Origin of the sequence: Bacillus sp. FJAT-29790 (assembly GCF_019039215.1) — a bacterium.
Lineage (GTDB): Bacteria > Bacillota > Bacilli > Bacillales > Cytobacillaceae > Cytobacillus.
The window spans coordinates 2,483,077-2,501,026 of sequence record NZ_JAHNZZ010000001.1 but is presented as its reverse complement, the minus strand read 5'-3'; the positions used below and the strand labels follow the sequence as shown (position 1 = coordinate 2,501,026).

Annotated in this window: 16 protein-coding genes and 2 other annotated features; of the genes, 15 read left to right on the top strand and 1 reads right to left on the bottom strand. The window is 39.5% G+C overall.

Annotation, left to right across the window (positions count from 1 at the left end):
• Positions 1-257: 257 nt before the first annotated feature.
• Positions 258-1,505, bottom strand: a complete 1,248-nt coding sequence (locus tag BGM26_RS11805) for a Zn-dependent hydrolase (protein ID WP_217040009.1) — start codon at positions 1,503-1,505, stop codon at positions 258-260.
• 220 nt (positions 1,506-1,725) lie between these two features.
• Between BGM26_RS11805 and polA the strand changes: the two genes are divergently transcribed.
• The 15 genes from polA (at position 1,726) to BGM26_RS11730 (ending at position 17,826) form a co-directional block, all read left to right on the top strand.
• On the top strand, positions 1,726-4,359 hold the full coding sequence (gene polA, locus BGM26_RS11800; RefSeq protein WP_217040008.1) for a DNA polymerase I: 2,634 nt from the start codon (positions 1,726-1,728) through the stop codon (positions 4,357-4,359).
• A gap of 118 nt (positions 4,360-4,477) precedes the next feature.
• Complete coding sequence (gene mutM, locus BGM26_RS11795; protein ID WP_217040007.1) at positions 4,478-5,305, top strand: DNA-formamidopyrimidine glycosylase; 828 nt, start codon at positions 4,478-4,480, stop codon at positions 5,303-5,305.
• Positions 5,306-5,542: 237 nt separating this feature from the next.
• The gene (ytaF, locus tag BGM26_RS11790; RefSeq protein WP_217040006.1) at positions 5,543-6,178 is read left to right on the top strand and encodes a sporulation membrane protein YtaF; all 636 of its coding nucleotides are present in this window, start codon (positions 5,543-5,545) and stop codon (positions 6,176-6,178) included.
• A 211-nt stretch (positions 6,179-6,389) separates the two neighbouring features.
• Complete coding sequence (gene coaE / locus BGM26_RS11785; RefSeq protein ID WP_217040005.1) at positions 6,390-6,989, top strand: dephospho-CoA kinase; 600 nt, start codon at positions 6,390-6,392, stop codon at positions 6,987-6,989.
• Between the two features lie 168 nt (positions 6,990-7,157).
• Positions 7,158-8,189, top strand: coding sequence for a glyceraldehyde-3-phosphate dehydrogenase (locus BGM26_RS11780; protein WP_217040004.1), 1,032 nt, complete (start codon positions 7,158-7,160; stop codon positions 8,187-8,189).
• A gap of 592 nt (positions 8,190-8,781) precedes the next feature.
• A complete protein-coding gene (gene speD, locus BGM26_RS11775) occupies positions 8,782-9,156 on the top strand; it encodes an adenosylmethionine decarboxylase (protein WP_217040003.1) in 375 nt (124 codons plus the stop codon).
• Between the two features lie 259 nt (positions 9,157-9,415).
• A complete protein-coding gene (gene nrdR, locus BGM26_RS11770; RefSeq protein WP_217040002.1) occupies positions 9,416-9,874 on the top strand; it encodes a transcriptional regulator NrdR in 459 nt (152 codons plus the stop codon).
• Between the two features lie 92 nt (positions 9,875-9,966).
• Positions 9,967-11,382, top strand: a complete 1,416-nt coding sequence (locus BGM26_RS11765; RefSeq protein ID WP_217040001.1) for a replication initiation and membrane attachment family protein — start codon at positions 9,967-9,969, stop codon at positions 11,380-11,382.
• Entirely contained in the window at positions 11,382-12,311 is a 930-nt protein-coding gene (gene dnaI, locus BGM26_RS11760) for a primosomal protein DnaI (RefSeq protein WP_217040756.1), read from the top strand. Before BGM26_RS11765 ends, dnaI begins: the two co-directional genes overlap by 1 nt.
• A gap of 256 nt (positions 12,312-12,567) precedes the next feature.
• Positions 12,568-13,443 carry a putative sporulation protein YtxC gene (gene ytxC, locus BGM26_RS11755; RefSeq protein WP_217040000.1) on the top strand — a complete coding sequence of 292 codons (876 nt, stop codon included), beginning with the start codon at positions 12,568-12,570 and terminating at the stop codon, positions 13,441-13,443.
• Between the two features lie 59 nt (positions 13,444-13,502).
• Positions 13,503-13,728 (top strand) — a binding site (T-box leader).
• A 97-nt stretch (positions 13,729-13,825) separates the two neighbouring features.
• Positions 13,826-15,757: a threonine--tRNA ligase gene (gene thrS, locus BGM26_RS11750; protein WP_217039999.1), complete on the top strand. Its 1,932-nt coding sequence runs from the start codon at positions 13,826-13,828 to the stop codon at positions 15,755-15,757.
• Between the two features lie 258 nt (positions 15,758-16,015).
• Positions 16,016-16,144: a sequence feature (ribosomal protein L20 leader region), on the top strand.
• Positions 16,145-16,300: 156 nt separating this feature from the next.
• Positions 16,301-16,804 carry a translation initiation factor IF-3 gene (infC, locus tag BGM26_RS11745; protein WP_217039998.1) on the top strand — a complete coding sequence of 168 codons (504 nt, stop codon included), beginning with the start codon at positions 16,301-16,303 and terminating at the stop codon, positions 16,802-16,804.
• A 15-nt stretch (positions 16,805-16,819) separates the two neighbouring features.
• Positions 16,820-17,020, top strand: a complete 201-nt coding sequence (gene rpmI, locus BGM26_RS11740; protein WP_217039997.1) for a 50S ribosomal protein L35 — start codon at positions 16,820-16,822, stop codon at positions 17,018-17,020.
• Between the two features lie 25 nt (positions 17,021-17,045).
• Complete coding sequence (gene rplT / locus BGM26_RS11735) at positions 17,046-17,405, top strand: 50S ribosomal protein L20 (RefSeq protein WP_217039996.1); 360 nt, start codon at positions 17,046-17,048, stop codon at positions 17,403-17,405.
• 154 nt (positions 17,406-17,559) lie between these two features.
• Positions 17,560-17,826 carry a DUF1294 domain-containing protein gene (locus BGM26_RS11730; RefSeq protein WP_217039995.1) on the top strand — a complete coding sequence of 89 codons (267 nt, stop codon included), beginning with the start codon at positions 17,560-17,562 and terminating at the stop codon, positions 17,824-17,826.
• The last annotated feature ends 124 nt before the right edge of the window (positions 17,827-17,950 follow it).

Here is a 17,950-nt window from a genome sequence, read left to right as displayed (position 1 = left end):
TGCCCACGCACGAAGGAAATGCGATAGCATTTTCGAGGAGTCAAGTGCCCTCCGCTTCAATCAACTCAGATGGTTAAATTAAAATTATACTATTAAAACAACAAACTTAACGAGAACAGCCAAAGAAAATGACGTCAGATTTATAGTTATAAAGCTGAAGAGTATTCCTGTAGAAAGTGTTTTTTCCTTTCTTCTAGGAATACTCTTTTTGTGAGATTTAGGAATCCACAGGCACTAGGACTTATAAAGGAGTTAAATTAGTAACTTGCATTTTCCCTGGATTGTAAGGTAAGTACAGTTTCCAAAATCACGTTTACTCCTTTTTCACAATCTTCCCAAGTGGTAAGTTCGTCCTCATTATGGCTTTTCCCATTGATGCTTGGCACAAAAATCATTGCTGTTGGCAGTAAACTCGCCATGAATTGAGCATCATGGCCGGCACCACTAACCATCCTTTTATAAGGATAGCCTAATAATTTCGTCGATTGTTCGAGCAGATCGCAGACTTGCTCATTGAACCATACCGTATCCCGGCCCCATAATTTTTCCGTGTTGATTTCACAGCCTTCTTCTATTGCTGATTGCGAAAATCCTTGAATAATATCCTCCACTTGATTGATGACTTCCGGATTCTTATGTCTTGCTTCAAGTGTAAAAACAACTTTATTTGGAATCACGGTGTGAATATTTGGTGAAACGTTCATTCTTCCTATCGTATATACTAAATCGTTGGGGAGTTTATCCAATTTTTGTCGGGCTTTAGTGATTAAGTTATTTGCAGTAAAGAAGGCGTCTTTTCTCATATGCATAGGGGTAGTTCCTGCATGGTTCGAATCCCCTGTTATTTCAATTTCATAGCATACCATTCCAAGCACACATTCAACGACACCAATTGCTAGTGATTCTTGTTCAAGTATAGGCCCTTGTTCAATGTGTAATTCTAAAAAGGCTGTGGCTTCTTTTAAGCGGGACTCTATTTTTCCTTCGTACCCAATGGCATGTAATGCTTCTTTAAATGTGGTACCCTCTGTATCTGTTTTTTGTAACATGGCAGCTTTATCGAATTTTCCTGAAAGAACACCTGATGCCATCATTGAAGGTTCGAATCTAGCACCTTCTTCATTTGTAAAATTAACAACCATGATAGGAATTCGGGGTTTAATATTGTTCTCTACTAAAGTTTGCACGATTTCTAACCCAGCAACCACCCCTAATATTCCATCAAATCTGCCGCCTTTTTTTACCGTATCCATATGCGATCCGATTACGATGGGCGGTTTGTTTTCAATCCCTTCCAAAAGAGCATAAATATTGCCCAAATCATCAATTTGTATTGACATGCCTAATTCTTTACAGCAAGAGCAAAAATAATCTCTAGCTAATCGATCTTCTTCAGATAAGGCCAAGCGTGTAACCCCGTTGTTGTCTGTTCGACCAAAATTTGCAAATTGCTCAAGTGTATTCTCTAATCTTTCGCCATTAATAAAGAACTTTTGTTGCTTCAAATCGCACACTTCCTTTCTCATTTTAGTACAATCTATAGTATATATTTGAGATGCGTACATAAAATTCCTTTTTACAACCGCATTTAGAGTAAGCTTGGATGATCACGAATTGAGGGAAAGCTAAACAACATAAGATCGTTATTTTTCTTTCTTTATCTACTCATGGTAGAATAAAGTTAGGACATAACGGTATTTTAGTGGTTTAAAGGGGGATTTATTTTTGAAAAAGAAGCTAGTTTTGATAGATGGGAACAGTATTGCATATCGGGCTTTTTTTGCCTTGCCATTGCTGAATAATGATAAAGGGGTACATACAAACGCTGTATACGGATTTACGATGATGCTGGCGAAGATTCTTGAGGATGAAAAACCAACCCATTTGCTAGTTGCCTTTGATGCAGGGAAAACCACTTTTCGTCATAAGACGTTCAGTGAGTATAAAGGAGGAAGGCAAAAAACGCCTCCTGAGCTATCAGAGCAATTTCCATTTATTCGAGAACTACTTGATGCCTACGGAATTTCCCGCTATGAACTTGAAAATTATGAAGCGGATGATATTATTGGGACACTTTCCCTTCAAGCTGAGAATAATGGCTATGAAGTAAAGGTCATTTCCGGTGATAAGGATTTAACGCAATTAAGCTCTGAAAATACGACTGTTTCCATTACACGGAAAGGGATCACTGATACTGAAGAATACACACCAGCCCATATTCAAGAGAAATATGGAATTACGCCGGAACGTATTATTGATATGAAGGGTCTAATGGGCGACAGTTCTGATAATATTCCAGGTGTCCCAGGTGTTGGCGAGAAGACTGCTTTGAAATTGCTAAAGGAGTTTGGGACGCTTGAAACATTATTGGAATCGATTGATAAAGTGCGCGGGGACAAGCTGAAGGAAAAGCTTGAGGAATTCAAAGATCAGGCGCTGATGAGTAAGGAGCTTGCAACAATAACGAGGGAGGCGCCAGTAGAAATTCAGCTAAGTGAAATTGAATATGAAGGCTTTGAAAAGGAAAAGGTTATTAGCATTTATAAGGAGCTTGGTTTTAACTCCTTACTAGATAAGCTTGGTTCAGATATAGATGGAATGCCTGAAGAAGATTTAGAAGAAATTGAATTTACGATCGTAGAGAACATTACTGAAGATATTTTTTCGAAAGAGAACTTTTTTTACGTAGAAGTATTGGAAGATAATTATCATTATGCAGACATCATCGGATTTTCAATTGCTAATAACAAAGGCAAGTTCTTTATTTCGACAGAAAAAGCCCTGGATTCAGAGGCTTTTAAAGAGTGGGCAGAGGATGAAAGTAGGGAGAAGGTTGTTTACGATGCGAAACGATCGGAAGTTTCACTTCGTCACCACGGGATTCATTTAAAGGGGGTTAATTTTGACCTTTTAATTGCTTCCTATCTAATTAATCCATCGGAAACGCTTGAAGACGTTGCTTCCGTTGCTAAAAGTCATGGTTATTTGGCTATCCAATCGGATGAAGCGTTTTATGGTAAAGGCGCAAAGAGAAAGGTGCCGGAAGAAAGACAACTTGCTGAACATTTGGCCAGAAAAGCGACTGCTTTACAAGCATTGAAAGAAAAGCTAATAGATGAGCTAAGAGAAAACGAGCAATCCAAATTATTCTATGATCTTGAGATGCCTTTATCATTAATTTTGGCGGACATGGAATCGTATGGTGTCAAAATGGATCTTGAACGGTTAAAGGATATGGGGAAGGAAATTCTGGCAAAATTGGCGGATATCGAAATTCGCGTTCATGAATTAGCGGAAGAAAAGTTTAATATCAATTCACCAAAACAGCTTGGAGTCATTTTATTCGATAAGCTAGGGCTCCCGCCGATCAAAAAAACAAAAACTGGCTACTCCACCTCTGCGGACGTTCTTGAAAAACTAGAACAGGATCACGAAATTATCAGAGAGATTCTCAATTACCGACAGCTAGGAAAGCTTCAGTCCACATATATTGAAGGCTTGCTTAAGATTGTGAATAAGGAGACTGAAAAAGTCCACACAAGATTCAACCAGACCCTTACACAAACAGGAAGGTTAAGTTCGATTGACCCCAACCTGCAAAACATTCCCATCCGTCTAGAGGAAGGGAGGAAAATCAGAAAAGCGTTTATTCCTTCTGAAAAAGACTGGGTTATTTTTGCGGCGGACTATTCGCAAATCGAGCTTAGGGTGCTTGCCCATATTGCTGATGACGAAAAGCTGATTGAAGCTTTCAAGGAAGATTTGGATATTCACACGAGAACGGCAATGGAGGTTTTTCATGTCAGTGCAGAAGAAGTTACTTCCAATATGCGCCGGCATGCAAAGGCTGTAAACTTTGGGATCGTCTACGGAATTAGTGATTACGGATTATCGCAAAGTATCGGGGTTTCGAGGAAAGAAGCAGGAAACTTTATCGACCGGTATTTAGAAAGTTATCCAGGGGTAAAACGATATATGGATGAGATCGTTAGTGATGCGAAGCAAAAGGGATATGTTTCTACTTTGCTGCATCGCAGAAGATATTTGCCAGAAATTACGAGTAGAAACTTTAATCTGCGCAGTTTTGCGGAACGAACAGCCATGAATACACCGATTCAGGGAAGCGCTGCAGATATTATTAAGAAGGCGATGATTGATATGGCCGCTAGACTGAAAATGGAAAACCTGCGAACCCGTCTATTGCTGCAGGTACACGATGAATTAATTTTTGAAGCACCTGAGGATGAAATTGAAACGCTAAAAAGGATCGTTCCGGAAGTGATGGAAAATGCAGTGGAGCTTAAGGTTCCACTCAAAGTTGATTTCTCCTATGGGCCGACGTGGTTTGATGCGAAATAGTCAAGTGCAAAAAAGGGTCGGTGGTCTCTGATTTCTCTGACATCAACTCGAGTGATAATCAATGTTAAAACAAAAAAAATTACAGTTTTAGCTTTCATTTTAAGCAGGAGGGGATCCGATGCCAGAGCTGCCAGAAGTGGAAACGATCCGCAGGACATTGCAGGAATTAGTCATCAATAAAAAAATCGATCATGTTTCGGTCTTTTGGCCAAAAATTGTGAAGCATCCAGAAGAGGTCTCACAATTTAAGGATGCGCTAGTCGGCCAGACGATAAGCGATATCGGCAGAAGAGGAAAATTTCTTATACTTTATTCGGAAGATTTTGCCCTTGTTTCCCATTTAAGAATGGAGGGGAAATATGGGCTTTTCCAAAAGACGGAACCGGTTGATAAACACACCCACGTTATTTTTCATTTTACGGACGGAACTGAACTGCGCTATAAAGATGTCCGGAAGTTTGGAACGATGCACTTATACTTAAAAGGGAATGAATTTGATTTACTGCCGCTTTCCCACTTAGGGCCTGAACCTTTTTCTGATGATTTTACAATCGAGGGATTATCCTCCAAGCTCTCTAAAACAAAAAGAAATATTAAAGCCGCTCTTCTTGATCAAAAAGTAGTCGTCGGGCTTGGGAATATTTATGTCGATGAAGCATTGTTCAGGGCACGAATCCATCCAGAAAGACCAGCGGACAGTTTGACAGAAAATGAAATAGCCAAGCTCTATAAGGAAATCTTGAATACGTTATCCGAAGCAGTCCAAAAAGGGGGAAGCACGATCCGTTCGTATGTAAACTCCCAAGGCCAGATTGGCATGTTTCAACTTGAACTTTTTGTCTATGGCAGAAAAGGGGAGGCGTGCAAAGTTTGCAGCAGCCCGCTTGAACGTATTGTGACTGGTGGACGTGGTACGGTCTTTTGTCCAACATGTCAGGTGGAATAAAGTTTAGCCTCCGGTGAGCCTTTCGATTTTTTTAAGGAATTTATCGAGCAACCTGGATAAAAATCTGAGCGCAAATACGCCAAGGCGAATTTAATTTTATTGTCCCTGCCCAAATAGCTGTACGTTAGCGAAAAAGCAAAACGATTTAACAAAGGATAGGCTTCTTCCATATACTATCTTAGCGATTGTCAAGTACCAACAAGATCTACGTTGGTACGAGGGAGGAGTTCTATCTACATGGTGCACATGATCTCACTTCTAATAATAGCGTTTGCTGTCAGTCTTGACGGTTTTAGTGTTGGGCTAACATATGGGCTAAGAAAAATGCGTATTCCGTTAAAATCGATGGGCATAATCGCTTGCTGTTCGGCAGTAACATTAATCATCGCAATGACAATTGGAAATGTGATTGTGAAGTTATTATCACCTAATATTGCACAGAGTTTAGGGGGGATGATCCTTATTTGCCTAGGGGCATGGGTGCTATATCAATTTTTTCGCCCGGCAAAGGCTAGGAATGTCCTTCCACATGAAAAAACAATTGTGAACTTTGAAATTAAATCATTAGGTCTTGTTATTAATATTTTGAAAAAACCAATGTCAGCAGATTTTGATCAATCAGGTACGATCACCGGCTTAGAAGCCTTAATGCTGGGGATTGCACTCTCACTTGACGCATTTGGTGCCGGGATTGGTGCTGCAATATTGGGCTATTCTCCCTATTATTTAGCATTTACCGTTGCATTAATGAGCTCCCTGTTCGTTTTTACCGGGATAAAGGTGGGAACGATTTTTTCGAATAGCGGCTGGATTCAAAAGTTTTCCTTCATTCCGGGTATCCTATTAATCCTAATCGGAATCTGGAAAATTTAACTTTATTTAGCATATTTCTGCCACTTCTATAAAGGGCAAGATGAATGCAAACAGGTATCCAATTCAGTGGGGGTTAAACCCCGGCTGAATAAAGTTAAGCCTCCGGCGGATGCCTCAGATTTTTCAAAGGAAATTATCGAGCAAGCTAAGGTAAAAATCTGGGCGCAAATACGCCTATGCGAATTTGATCGAACCAAGAAAGGAAAGAGCTATGTCCTTAGTAGTAGGTTTAACAGGTGGAATTGCAAGCGGAAAAAGCACCGTTTCGTCCATTCTTATTGAAAAGGGGATTACAGTAATAGATGCAGATTTAGAAGCGAAATTAGCTGTTGAAAAAGGGGAGGATGCGTATCAAGAAATTGTCAGCCACTTTGGAGAACAGATATTGCTTGAAGACGGTTCAATCGACCGGGGGAAATTAGGATCAATTATTTTTAATGACAAAGAGCAGCGTTTAAAGCTAAACAGCATCGTTCACCCAGCTGTCCGAAAAAGAATGCTGATGAAAAAGACAAAGGCGTGTGAAAATGGAGAAAAATTAATTATCATGGATATTCCGCTCTTATTTGAAAGTCAGCTCACATATATGGTAGACAAAACATTATTAGTATTTGTGGAAGAAGACACTCAATTGCAGCGTCTGATGGAACGGAATCAGCTCTCGAAGGATGAAGCTCTAGCAAGAGTGAATTCACAAATGCGATTAAAGGATAAAACCGAGCTGGCAGATGCTGTCATTGATAATAATGGAACAATTGAAGAAACAAAGAAACAGCTAATGAAGATATTAACAAACTGGAAAGCAATCTAAAGGGGCCTTGGGGCTCTTTTTTTGTTCTGTGTTTTTCAACAAAATTCGAGAGGTGCCTGTCACAAAAAAAATTCCGCATTTTAATTACCACAAATGATTGTTAATATGTTATACTAATTACATCATAAGTCATTAAAAGTATAACCTTAATGCGGAAGGAGCCGTACAATGAAAGCAAAAATAGCAATTAACGGTTTTGGAAGAATTGGACGAATGGTATTTAGAAAAGCCATTCTTGATGAAAACCTTGAAGTGGTTGCCATAAATGCAAGCTATCCTGCAGAGACATTGGCCCACTTAATTAAATATGATACGAACCATGGATCTTTCCAAGGACATGTAGTTCCTGAAAATAATGCTATTGTAGTTAACGGGAAACGAGTTCAATTATTAAACAACCGTAATCCGCAGGAGCTTCCTTGGAAGGAAATGAATATTGATATTGTTATTGAAGCAACAGGTAAGTTTAACTCTCGGGATAAAGCAGCACTTCATTTAGATGCTGGTGCGAAAAAGGTAATTTTAACAGCGCCAGGCACAAATGAAGATGTGACCATTGTAATGGGCGTAAATGAAAGCGCATTAAATATTCATGAACATGATGTGATTTCAAATGCATCATGTACGACGAACTGTTTAGCGCCTGTCGCTAAAGTTCTAGATGAGCAGTTTGGCATTGAAAATGGCTTAATGACAACGATCCATGCATATACAAATGACCAAAATAATATCGATAACCCCCATAAGGACTTGCGCCGTGCCCGCTCATGTGCACAGTCGATTATTCCAACATCCACTGGGGCAGCAAAAGCCTTGTCATTAGTGCTTCCTCATTTAAAAGGAAAGCTGCATGGTATGGCTCTGCGTGTGCCGACGCCAAACGTTTCACTTGTTGATCTTGTTGTCGATCTTAAATGTGATGTGACCATTGACCAAATAAATGATGCATTTGAAAGAGCAGCGAGAGGTTCATTGAACGGGGTATTGGATATTACGGATGAACCTTTAGTGTCGATCGATTTTAACACGAATGAACATTCAGCTATCATTGATGGTTTATCAACGATGGTGATGGGTACGAATAAGGTAAAAGTATTGGCTTGGTATGATAATGAGTGGGGTTATTCCTGCAGAGTTGTTGATCTGGCAAAATACGTCGCACAAGAGCTATTTAAATCCTTAGCAGTGAAAGTAAGCTAACTTAGAAGAAAAGTTTTCCGGCTTGCCGTATTAACGGCAGGCCTTTTAGGTGTTTTTTTTAAAATGACTGTTTTCTAAAGGATTGTTGTTTTTAAACAAGTTTTGTATAAAGTTGATTGGAGCGGAAGGTGCGAGACTCCTGCGGGAGAAGCAGGACAGGTGAGACCCCACAGGCTTAATGCTTGAGGAGGCTCACCGCCTGCCCCGCGGAAAGCGAGCTCCTGGAGCGGAAATCAACTAGGCCACATGCCACATTTTGGTTAAATAGCAACAAAGTTTACGATAACAGCCTTTAAAATAACTGTGTTGGCTATTTGGAAAAAGTAACTACCATAAAATGGGGAGAGACTACCCGTTAATTTGTGATAAAATGAGGGTGGATTGGTTAAACTCTTTTGCAACTTTTTTAAAAGCATATATTGCAAAAAGAAAGTAAACGAAGTATACTAGTCATCGTGAACTTCTTGATTTTGGCTAAGGTAGCTACTTAAAGGGTTAGGACCTCTTTGGACTAACTTTCCCCCGTTGTAGTTATGGGCCACACTTAAAAATTTGAAGTTTCATTATTATTGCTAAAGGGGGAAATTTGAATATGGAAACAATGGGTCGTCACGTTATCTCAGAACTATGGGGTTGTGATTTTGAAAAGTTAAATAATATGGAGTATATTGAGCAAACTTTTGTCGATGCGGCATTGAAGTCAGGTGCTGAAATTCGTGAGGTTGCTTTCCATAAATTTGCGCCACAAGGTGTAAGCGGGGTTGTTATAATTTCTGAATCTCACTTAACCATTCATAGCTTCCCGGAGCATGGATATGCCAGTATTGATGTATATACATGTGGTGATCTTGACCCTAACATTGCTGCAGATTTCATTGCAGAAGCGTTAGGTGCAGAAACACGTGAGAATATTGAGCTTCCTCGCGGTATGGGTCCAGTTCAAGTTAAACAAGCAAACATTCTATAATGACTAAAATAATTATATTGAGCTTTTAGAGGTGTATTTTATACACCTCTTTTTTATTTTTTTGCTGTTTCGTAAGTTTTTGTAACAATTTTGTTACTTTGAAAACTACCCAAAAGGAAAAAAGGGCTCAGGTGACCGTAACCTCCTCGAAAAGAGTAAGACGGTCACTAAAAAGGGTTCATGCTATTGGGGTTTTTGATAAAAAATAGTACAATAAGAGTATCTACATATTGATCGAATAGGATTCGGAGCTGATTGTATGAAATGTCCTTCATGTCAAAATAACAATACACGTGTTCTTGATTCCCGTCCAGTTGATGACTATAGGTCAATTCGCCGCAGAAGGGAATGTGAAGGCTGTGGATATCGTTTCACAACCTTTGAAAAGGTAGAAGAATTTCCACTGATAGTTGTAAAAAAAGAGGGAACAAGAGAAGAGTTTAGCCGCGAAAAAATTCTGCGTGGGCTTCTTAGGGCATGTGAAAAGCGGCCGGTTCCTCTAAAAGAACTCGAGGAGATCACATTGAGTGTCGAGAAGGAGCTTCGCAGCAATGGTGTTTCTGAAATAAAAAGTGAAGCTGTTGGTGAAATGGTCATGGACAGACTTGCGAACATTGACGATGTGGCCTATGTCCGTTTTGCATCTGTGTATAGGCAATTTAAAGATATCAATGTCTTTATTGATGAATTAAAAGAATTAATAAAAAAAGAAAAGTAGAAGAAATCGGTTAATTTGCTGATTTCTTCTACTCTCTTCTAATCCCACATCTGATCTCATACCTCCTACCTCTAGAAAGAAGGTTGATGTTTATGGCCCAGCATTGGCAGGAAATGTTACCGATTGACCGATATGCAGTCGCCGCTAGCGGGCTCCTACATGAATATGACCGGAAAGTGCTGACCTTTTTATATCAGCCTTTAATCGGTTCCACTTGTTTTAGTTTATATATGACCCTATGGGCTGAATTGGAAGAAAACAGGCTTTGGTCAAGTTCCAATTCACATCATAGTTTGATGAATTTTATGGAGTTGGGTCTAAATGATATTTATAGGGCTCGCGTAAAGCTGGAAGGGATCGGTCTTTTGAAGGTTTATGAAAAAAAAGACGAGGATTCGAGGTCATTTATCTATGAACTCATTCCACCGTTATCGCCGGAGCAATTTTTTTTAGATGGCTTGCTAAATATTTATTTGTATCGAAAAATTGGTAAAAATCAATATTTAAGACTTAAACGGTTTTTTACTGAGGAAAATGTTCAATCGAAGGTAGAATACACGGAAGTGACCAAGGCGTTTCAGGATGTCTATATGTCGGAACATCTGGGGGCGATTGCCTATGATTCAGAAACGGAACAAATCATGAAGACCTCGGATGGCCAGACTTTTATCGGCAGGCTAGACCGGGAGAGTATCCAAATTAGCCAGACCATTTTTAACTTTGAACTTCTTGAAGCAGGGTTGAATGAGTCACTCGTTCCAAAGAAAGCTCTAACCAATAATGTGAAAAATGCGGTCAGCAATCTGGCCTTTTTATATGGGATCGATCCGATTCAAATGAAAAATATCGTTATTAGTGCGATTACGGCAGAAAATGAAATTAATATTGAAGAACTAAGGAAATCAGCGCGGGATTGGTACCAGTTTCAAAACTATGACCAGCTTCCATCCCTGATTGACCGAACACAGCCGGTCGCGAATCAGACGCAAACGAAAGAACCAGAAACAAAGGAGGAAGAACTACTTCGATATTTGGAGATTACTTCCCCGCGTCAGTTATTAAAGGATATTTCAGGAGGGGCTGAGCCTTCTAAAGCCGATCTGCAGATTATTGAGGATGTCATGTTCCAGCAGAAGCTTCTCCCTGGTGTAGTAAATGTTTTAATTCAATATGTTATGCTCAAGTCGGATATGAAATTAACAAAAGGGTATGTCGAGAAAATTGCTGGTCACTGGGCAAGAAAGAAAATAAAGACGGCTAAAGAAGCGATTGATTTGGCCAAAAATGAACATAGACAGTATATGGAATGGGCTGATGGAAAGAAGACGCCGAAAACGAGCGGGAAAAAGAAACCGATCCGAACGGAAATGCTTCCAGATTGGTTTGATGAAACAGCAAATCCGCCTATCAGTCCTGTGAAAAAAGATAATAATGAAGAACTGGAATTGAAAAAAAGAGAACTAGAAGAAACGTTAAAAAAATTACGTTCAGGGGAAGTGACTGAATGATGAAAAAGATCAATGATACATTAAAGCGTTTGGCCGGAAAAGAAGATTTTCAAAAAAGGTATGAGATGCAGCGCCGTGAAACGATGAATCATCCGGACGTGAGAGCTTTTTTGAGGAATAATGAGGCTGACTTGACAACAAGCATGATCGAAAAAAGCATGGTTAAGCTTTATGAATACTCCCAGCAAAGCAAGGAGTGCAATAAATGTCCGAGTCTAGACGGCTGTGTAAACCTTATGAAGGGGTATCACCCGGAGCTCGTTATTCAGAGAGGCAGCATTGATTTACAATATGATAAATGCCCTCGTAAAGTTATGGATGATGAAAAGCGAAAAAATCAAAAATTGATTCAAAGCCTCTATGTGCCAAAGGATATTCTCCATGCTTCCTTTGATTCCATTTATGCAGATGATGAGCGGATTGATGCTGTGCAAAAAGCTGCGTCCTTTCTGATGAACTATAAGCCTGGATCAAAACAGAAAGGGCTCTATTTTTACGGTAAATTTGGCGTTGGAAAGTCGTATTTATTAGGGGCAATTGCAAATGAATTAGCTAATCGGAAAGTACCCTCCATGATAGTTTATGTTCCTGAACTATTAAGGGAATTGAAAAGCTCAATTGCGGACTCAACATTAAATGAAAAAATTGCCACGATCCAAAAAGTGCCTGTTTTAATGTTTGATGACATTGGGGCAGAAACAATGTCCAGCTGGACAAGAGACGAGGTTTTAGGGCCAATCCTGCAATTCCGAATGTTGGATAGCCTTCCGACGTTCTTTACGTCTAATTTTGATCTTCAAGGGCTTGAGCACCATTTATCGTACAGCCAGCGCGGTGAAGAGGAAAAACTGAAGGCAAGACGGATAATGGAACGGATTAAATATTTAGCTGAACCAGTTCAAGTAGAGGGGCCAAATCGACGAGGATAAAAAGAAAGCTGTCAGGATGCGTATCCGGCAGCTTTCTTTTTTATGGTTTCTCATAAAGAATTTTTGTGGGAAATCAACGGGCAAACTATGAAGTCTAAAACAACAATATATGCGAAAACAGCCTTGTAATAATTTCCATACGTACAATTAGGCGCTATCAAGTAAAGATAACAATGACTTTTACGTGCTCACTTCTATTTTGTCCAAGTTCCCCATATACATGAAAGCAAAGATCAAATAAAAAGGGGGGATTTGGTTGATCGAAATCATTTTCCAAAAGAACGAAGATGCGAAGGACTTATTTGGTTATCTTCAACTTTGTCTGGCGTCATCTGTACGATCCGATGAAAATATTCTTCAATTTGAAGATCAACATATAGTAAAAATTAATATCGAGCCGAATATGAAGAAGCCTTTAGAGTTAGTCAAAAAAGTATTTTACGAATTTATTATCCAAAGGAAACAAGATGATTGGTTTCGGCGGATTCTAGCTGAGCATTATTTCTATCAAGATGAAGAAGAACAGCAGCAAATACTTGAGATTATTCATTCCATACTGGAAGGAAACCGGGAAGATCTAGCTGCTTTTGTAAGTGATCTTGATTTTGCAAGCAATTTGAAGACGGCGATTAATCAAATTTTCCAAGAAAATATCTCCTTCTCCTTTGATTCCTTTGTGAAATTCAGGATGCGATCGCTTATGGACCAACTGGCAAAGTATGTGGAAGTATCGATTGATGAATATAAAATGGAACAGGAATATCAAATGTTCATTCAAACGTTAAGAGATTTTTTGTCAGGAAGGGAGGCGAAGCGAAAGCATATTCATTTGCTCATTGATGATGGGGTCCATTTCTTTGATGAAGATTATTTTGAAATAAAACGTTCAGATCTCACTCGGATGATTGACCGAAAGCTGTTATTCAATCACCCTGTTTATGTTGATTCTGTCACAATTGCCCCTTTGCTGTCCATTGCCCCATCTGCCATCTATCTTTACTCGGACGATCTTGAGCAGCCGCTTGTCAGAACGATCCATAATATCTTTGAAGAAAGGTTGATTCAGGGTTCAATAACTGAATTTTATGATAATAAACGGCTGTTTTTTGTTATAGCAGATGAAAAAATATAAAGAATCCCTTGATTTTCCGAAAATAACAAACTATAATACGTACATATTAAGATAATCTAGCTATAGTTATGATGAGGACAAGGGTATTCATTAACGGTTTAAAGAGAGGGAAGGCATGGCTGAAAACTTCCTAACACGAATGGAATGCTTACCACCTCTGAACTCCAGTCAGGAAATGGACTGGCGGTTTCAAGACCGTTATCTTGCTACAGAGTCATTTTTTCGATTTTTTGCAAAAATGAGAAGTAGGGTGGAACCACGTGTTGATAATAACTCGTCCCTTTTTTAGGGACGGGTTTTTTGTTTTTTTTCAAAATGTTAACAAGCGTCCTCGTGAGCAAATAGCCAGGTGTGACGGTTAAAATTAAAGGAGGAAAAAATCATGTCAGAAGTTGTTAAACTTTCGTTTCCAGATGGTGCCGTAAAGGAGTTTCCTAAAGGGACGACAACAGAAGATATCGCAGCGAGCATCAGTCCTGGACTGAAGAAGAAGGCAATTGCCGGTAAATTAAATGGCCAAATGTATGATCTTCGTCGTCCAATCGAGGAAGACGGAGCGATTGAAATTGTGACACAGGGCAGTGAAGATGCGTTGGAAGTTCTTCGCCACAGTTCTGCTCATTTAATGGCACAAGCAATTAAGCGATTATATAAGAACGTAAAACTTGGTGTCGGACCGGTTATTGAAGGTGGATTTTACTATGATATCGACATCGAAGAATCACTAACACCTGAAGATCTCCCGCTTATTGAAAAAGAAATGACAAAAATTATTAATGAAAATATTGATATTGTTCGCAAGGAAGTCAGCCGCGATGAAGCGGTTCAGCTTTTTAAAGAAATTGACGATGAATATAAACTAGAGCTTATTGAGGCAATCCCTGAAAATGAAACAGTGACAATTTACGAGCAAGGTGATTTCTTTGATCTTTGCCGCGGTGTTCATGTTCCGTCAACAGGAAAGCTAAAAGAAATTAAATTATTGAGCATTGCCGGGGCGTACTGGCGCGGGAATAGCGATAATAAAATGCTGCAGCGTATATACGGTACTGCTTTTTTCAAAAAGGAAGAGCTTGCTGAGCATTTGCGCTTGCTTGAAGAGGCGAAAGAGCGGGATCATCGTAAAATTGGGAAAGAATTAAACTTGTTCATGAACTCGCAAAAGGTTGGTCAAGGCTTGCCAATGTGGCTTCCGAAAGGAGCAACCATCCGCCGCATTATCGAACGCTATATTGTCGATAAAGAAGAACGACTGGGCTATGACCATGTTTATACGCCTATTATGGGCAGCGTGGATCTTTATAAAACTTCTGGACACTGGGACCACTATCAGGATGATATGTTCCCTGTCATGGACATGGACAATGAGCAGCTTGTTCTTCGCCCGATGAACTGTCCGCACCATATGATGATTTACAAAAATGGCATTCACAGCTACCGTGAGCTTCCGATCCGCATTGCGGAGCTTGGAACAATGCACCGTTACGAAATGTCGGGTGCATTATCTGGGCTTCAGCGTGTTCGCGGGATGACTTTGAACGACGCTCATATCTTTGTCCGTCCAGACCAGATTAAAGAAGAATTCAAGCGTGTTGTCCAATTAGTTCTTGAAGTTTATAAGGACTTTGATCTTAATGATTACTCTTTCCGTTTATCCTACCGTGATCCTCAAGATACGGAGAAATATTTTGATGACGATCAAATGTGGGAAAAAGCACAAGCAATGTTAAAAGAAGCAATGGATGAGATCGGCCTTGATTATTTCGAAGCTGAAGGCGAAGCTGCTTTCTACGGTCCGAAATTAGATGTTCAGGTGAAAACAGCACTAGGTAAAGAAGAAACTTTATCAACTGTTCAATTGGACTTCTTATTGCCTGAGCGCTTTGATTTATCATACGTCGGCGAAGACGGAAAACCGCATCGTCCGGTCGTTATACACCGTGGCGTCGTTTCCACAATGGAACGCTTTGTTGCATTCTTGATAGAAGAATATAAAGGAGCATTCCCAACATGGCTGGCACCTATTCAAGTACAAGTAATCCCAGTATCACCAGATGTTCACTTTGACTATGCAAAGCAGGTTCAGGAGCAGCTACAGGCAGCAGGATTCCGTGTTGAGCTCGATGACCGAAACGAAAAAATTGGCTACAAAATCCGTGAAGCACAAATGCAAAAAATCCCTTACATGCTTGTCGTCGGTGACAATGAAGTAACTGAAAAAGCAGTCAATGTTCGTAAATATGGTGAACAGAAATCAGAAACGGTATCATTTGAGGACTTTATGGGGGCATTGAAAGAAGAAGTAAATCGCTAAAGTGTCGCTAAGGTGTCAGGCACCATTCGTGGACAGTTTATGGATAAGTGTATGCATGTGGTGGACAATGTGGTGTCCACTTGATGCGAACAAAACTGCCATTTTTGTCTTTTTGTGGTGCCTGACACCATAAATATTAAAAAACACTTGCACGATTTCTATTCTTTTGTTACAATTCAATTCGTTGTGATAATAATGATTCGTTTGACATGAAAATGTCTTTTGTGATATAGTAGCTAAGGTAATTGAATACTGTTTGAGGAAAAGAAGAAGCACCCGCTTCTCACCTGATTGACGCAAGAAGCTGTTAGCAGGTTTTACGTGAACATTTTCTGTTTAAATTTGTTCGTAAAGTGTGGGTGTTTTCATCCGCACTTTTTTATTTGGATAAAAACAGATTTGCTCAGGTTAGCAGATATGTTATGTAATACTTGCGACTCAGCTTTACCCGGTGCAGTTGGCAGCTTCTTTTGGATTAGCCATTCTTGACCCAAACGTTGTGTTCGCATAAAACCTTGGAGGTGTCTAACTATTAGCAAAGATATGTTGTTAAACGAGGGTATACGCGCCCGCGAAGTTCGTCTCATTGATCAAAATGGCGAGCAATTGGGGATTAAATCAAAGGTCGAAGCACTTGAAATTGCTTCAAGGGTAAATCTTGATCTTGTTCTAGTTGCACCGAATGCAAAGCCTCCTGTAGGCCGTATTATGGACTACGGAAAGTTCAAATTCGAGCAGCAAAAGAAAGAAAAAGAAGCTCGTAAAAATCAGAAGATTATCAGCCTCAAGGAAGTTCGTCTGAGTCCGACAATCGATGAGCACGATTTTAATACAAAGCTTCGAAATGCGATTAAATTCCTTGAAAAAGGCGATAAAGTAAAGGCATCGATCCGATTCAAAGGTCGTGCCATTACTCATAAGGAAATCGGCCACCGTGTATTAACCCGCTTTGCACAAGCTTGTAATGAAGTAGCAACTGTGGAATCACATCCAAAAATGGACGGTCGAAGCATGTTCATGGTCCTTGCACCTAAAAATGAAAAGTAAGAGGAGGAATTCCAAATGCCAAAAATGAAAACTCACCGCGGCGCTGCTAAGCGTTTCAAAAGAACAGGATCTGGTAAACTTAAGCGTAATCATGCTTACACAAGTCACTTGTTCGCTAATAAATCTACAAAACAAAAACGTAAACTTCGCAAAGGAACTCTTGTTTCTTCAGGCGATTACAAACGCATCCGTTTCTTATTAGTAAATCTTAAGTAATTTTTGAAATTAGGAGGGAAATCATATGCCACGTGTAAAAGGCGGTACAGTTACTCGCAGACGTCGTAAAAAGGTTCTTAAATTAGCTAAAGGTTATTTCGGTTCAAAACATACATTATACAAAGTTGCTAACCAACAAGTAATGAAATCATTAATGTATGCTTATCGCGACCGTCGCCAGAAAAAGCGCGACTTCCGCAAACTTTGGGTTACTCGTATCAATGCAGCAGCTCGCATGAATGGTCTTTCTTACAGCCGTTTAATGCACGGTTTAAAGCTTGCTGGTATCGAAGTAAACCGCAAAATGCTTGCTGAATTAGCAATCGCTGACGAAAAAGCATTCACTGAATTAGCATCTGTTGCAAAACAAAACTTAAGCAAGTAATATCACAGCCATTCTCAATATGAGGATGGCTTTTAATATATGTTTCAGAGAACTTACGAATATATTGTATAACTTTCGCACTTTATCGAGCGTAATTTTGAAACTATTGAGCACATTTCATATTTTTTTCGGGAATTTATAAGGAGTTACCATTATGTTTAAAGTAATTATTATTTTTGTTATTGTTATGAATATTGCAGGATATTACTTGATGAAGGCAGACAAAAATAAGGCGAAGAAGGGGCACTATCGCGTTAGTGAAAATACACTATGGCTAGTTGCCCTATTATTTGGGGCAACAGGAATGACACTTGGAATGAAAGTTTTTAGGCATAAAACAAAGCATCTGCAGTTTAAAATTGGTTTGCCTGTACTTGCTCTTATTGAAACAGGCTTTATATTTTATATGCTAAATCTTTGAGAATAAAACGGTAGAACCATCAATAAGCAGGAAGGAATTTAAACATAAAACGTTCGGATATCATAACGGTAAATGCAAGAGCCTTTCATTTACCGAAAAGGGAAAAAAGGTAAATGCAAGAGCA